The following is a 3,395-nucleotide window of genomic DNA, read 5'->3' on the forward strand; positions in this document are numbered from 1 at the left end:
TCCGGATGCGGTGCGGGTGCGGGTGCGGTGCGAGGTGACGGTCATGAACCGGTTCTCCCACGCGCGCGACACGCGCGCGCGCATGTTTGGTCCCCGGGATTCGTCACCGTGCGGCCCGTGATGAATAGGCCCCGTAGCCCCGGTTGTCGCACACGGCCCGTAGACCGGTCGAGAATCAGGTGGTGACCGATCGCCGCCCGCTGGGCACTGGACCGACCCGCGCCGAGCTCCCGGACGAGAGCGGACCGGGCGCGCCGGGCTTCGCACATGGGCGTAGAGATCGATTGCCGACTGGCGACGACATCATTATCTCACGATATGGACGCCCGACTGGAGACCGAAAGCCCTCCATAGTTGGGCAAGTTCGGCATTCGATCTTCACTCATCTGAGTGACGTGCGGACGACGGGACTAGCGCGCAGGTGTAGCAGGTTCTCCATTTCGGTGGACAGCTGCGGCGGGATCAGTCATCCTGATTAGTCATGGCTGATGAGAGCACGGAGGGCCGGCGGCGGTTAAGCGCGTCCAGGTTCTATGGCTGGATTTTCCGCAGAGTCGTTCCAACCCTTGCGGCTGTATTTGCAGTCTTTATGGGGTTGGGCTTTGCATTATCGAAAATCAAAGAAGATTCCGCTGCATACATCTGGATAACCTTTACAGGCTTGATTTTAATGGTGATCGTGGCCTATTTGATGTGGCGCGTCACCAATCAGATCCGGGCGCGGGAAGCTGCGAGTCGACAGCGTGTACGGGATGCCGAGCGCAATTTCGAGGATGCGTTGCGCGCACGCCGGATTTCGCCGCAGGTGGACCCGGGCGAACAGCTTGTCCAGTCGGCAGAGCCGCGAGGGCAAGCCGAGCCGGTACAGGGTTTGCGGGCAGGAGATTTGGCGTTGCCGGAACTGTGGGCGGTGACGCATACGCGACTGGATCACTATCACGAGATTGCGCTTGGGCAGGCAAGACGCTCGTTTCGCAATGCGCAGGTCGCGATGGCCTTGGGGTTCTCGCTGCTGGTGGGGTTCGTGTTGGTGGCATTGAACGCGAGTACGACGGCAGGTGCGGTGGTGGCCGGTGGGCTGGGTGCGGTGTCTGCGGCGCTGGCGGGATATGTAAGCCGGACTTTTGTGCTGTCGCAGCAAACTGCGGCCTCTCACCTGCGGGCATATTTCGATCAGCCTCTGGAGTTTTCCCGCTATTTGGCTGCTGAGCGGATCGTTAAGGAAATTGATCTCGACCAGGCGCAGCGTATCGAAGTGTTGACAACGCTTGCGCAATCGATAGTGACGTATCCGCGGGAGACGGCCTCAGATCAGGGTCAGCCCAGTACAAGGGCGTAGTCGAATCGCATGAACCCCTACCGCTGCGGAATGGTGGGTGGGGTCGAGGGGCTGGTCGACGCTCCGCGCTCCGGTGCCCCGCGAAAGATCACGGATGAGCAGGTCGAGTCCCTGGTTGCCCGAACCCCCGACCAGGCTCCTCCTTCGGGGGATTCGCACTGGTCGACGCGGACGATGCCCAGGCTGCGGGCATGTCGCAGTCGGCTGGTCGCGGTCAGGGCGCCGGTCTGTCCCGCTCCGGTCCAGGTGATGTCCCACGTCGCCGTCGCGGTGACGGAGTAATCGATCACGCACACGGTAACGCCCCGTACGGAGCCCGCAGAGCCGCGGGTCGCGGTCAAGGCGTCGCTCTGTCCCGCGACAGTCCAGGTGATGTCCCACGTCGCCCTCGCGGTAACGGAGTAGCGGTCGCCCGGCGCGGTGGTGCTGGGGCGGGTGTAGCGGTAGCCGCAGTCCGGGAACGTCTTCAGCCCGTACGAGGCGTCGTAGGGGGTGCCGGGGGCGGTGAAGGTGACCGGCTGGCCACCGTCGCCCATGTCCCACACCACCCGCGCCACGCGGGCGGTCTGACGGCCCCCGTGCTCGCGGACGCGGTGGCCGGCCCCGTACGGCTGGAGACCCTCGAAGTTCCGCATCTGCCGCGTCATCAGTTGCGGAGATCCGGCCTGCCTGTTGCAGCAGGAGGCCGGATCGTTGCCGCGGTGCCCGGACCAAGGGGCCATTCCGCTTTGGCTGATCCCGGGGAGCCGGGACCCGTGTTCCAGTGTGGTTGATCTGCCGCGCTTGTCGACCGTCTCTTTGTTGCGCACTGTATTCCGCAACACCCCGCAACAGCTGTGAGCTGCGCAAACACGCCAACGTGCTGTCCTTGGGCAGACACGGATCAGCGACGCTACCGCACCCGGGGCCGCCTCGACGCGGACGCCGATGGGCCTTAAGGCAACGCTTACGTCCTCGCGGATGGGTCTTAAGGCAACGCTCATGTCCTGGTTGCAGGAATGCTGCATCCGGTTCGAAACATCCAACACTGGCGCCAGGGGCTCCAGTTGGCGGACTCTTATGGCATCGCCGCGGCTTCGGTGAGTGGTTGCAGCCCTCACCAACCCTGTACAGCCGGCGGCATCAGTCCGGACCTCAGGAGGCCCATGATGGGTACCACGCGCCACAGCATCACGACGGAGTGCATCCTCGTCCCGCCGATCTGGCGGGCGGTGGTGCTCGTCCTCGTCCAGATCGTGATGGTCATCCTGGTGATCACCGGGCACGACGTGCAGAGCGCGCTGGCCGGTACGGCCGGGAGCGGCCTGGCCGCCGCGCACATCGTCGGGCGCCTGTTCAGCACGCACCCGACCCGGGAGGCACGGTGACCGACGGGCGCGACGGCCGGAGCCGCCTGCGTCGCTTCCACAATCCTCACCAGGGCCCTGGTGAGGCGATGGCCTGGCTGCTGGCGTGTCTGGTGGACGCCAGCAAGAAGAGCGTGACGGGCCTTGCTACCGAGATCCACTTCAACAAAAGCACTGTGTCCCGGGTGACCGACCGCCACCTCAGCGCATCCGTCGAGGTGGTCAAGGCGTACGTCCTCGCCTGCGGCGAACACGACAGCACGCCGTGGCAAGAGCTGTACCGGCTGGCGAAGCAGGCCAGGGAAGATCCCACAGTGGCCGAAGTATTCGCGAAAAAACTGCAGGAGCGGTGCGCCGCGAGCCTGGGCAGCGAGCGCCTCGACGAGCTGCAAAGCGCAGGACCACTGACATTGTGCTGGGCGGCGGCCTCCCCCGCCCCAGGCAACGACAACCCAATTGTCGAAAACCCGCCGCAAACACCCACACCACCGCCAAAACCCGACGCCCCGGGCAGGCCAGACAGGCCACAGACAGCGGCACCCGGCACTCCCAGCCACGGCACGGACTCCAGCAACGGACACACCCTCCCGCCCCCCTCCCACCGAACCAGCCGGCGCACCGTCCTCACCGGCATCGCCACCCTGTGCCTGGCGGGTATCACCGCAAGCATCATCACCGGGCAGCCCTGGCACCACACCACGCCCCACAGC

At 65.3% G+C, this 3,395-nt stretch carries 3 protein-coding genes and 1 pseudogene; all 4 read left to right on the forward strand.

Going from position 1 to position 3,395, the window contains the following annotated elements; genetic code table 11:
• The first annotated feature begins 481 nt into the window (after window positions 1-481).
• Window positions 482-1,339: a TRADD-N-associated membrane domain-containing protein gene (locus LCE31_RS38045; RefSeq protein ID WP_225022726.1), complete on the forward strand. Its 858-nt coding sequence runs from the start codon at window positions 482-484 to the stop codon at window positions 1,337-1,339.
• Between the two features lie 30 nt (window positions 1,340-1,369).
• Window positions 1,370-1,621, forward strand: coding sequence for a helix-turn-helix domain-containing protein (locus tag LCE31_RS41420; protein WP_374118697.1), 252 nt, complete (start codon window positions 1,370-1,372; stop codon window positions 1,619-1,621).
• Between the two features lie 863 nt (window positions 1,622-2,484).
• On the forward strand, window positions 2,485-2,706 hold the full coding sequence (locus LCE31_RS38055) for a hypothetical protein (protein WP_225022730.1): 222 nt from the start codon (window positions 2,485-2,487) through the stop codon (window positions 2,704-2,706).
• A 68-nt stretch (window positions 2,707-2,774) separates the two neighbouring features.
• Window positions 2,775-3,395, forward strand: a pseudogene (locus tag LCE31_RS38060) (hypothetical protein); the annotation flags it as partial.

Source organism: Streptomyces sp. 8L (assembly GCF_020176795.1).
Classification (GTDB): Bacteria; Actinomycetota; Actinomycetes; order Streptomycetales; family Streptomycetaceae; genus Streptomyces.

Excerpts from the sequence above, each read along its gene's own strand:
- LCE31_RS38045 (WP_225022726.1), top strand. The coding sequence starts at position 482 with ATGGCTGATGAGAGCACGGAGGGCCGGCGGCGGTTAAGCGCGTCCAGG.
- LCE31_RS41420 (WP_374118697.1), top strand. The coding sequence starts at position 1,370 with ATGGTGGGTGGGGTCGAGGGGCTGGTCGACGCTCCGCGCTCCGGTGCC.
- LCE31_RS38055 (WP_225022730.1), top strand. The coding sequence starts at position 2,485 with ATGATGGGTACCACGCGCCACAGCATCACGACGGAGTGCATCCTCGTC.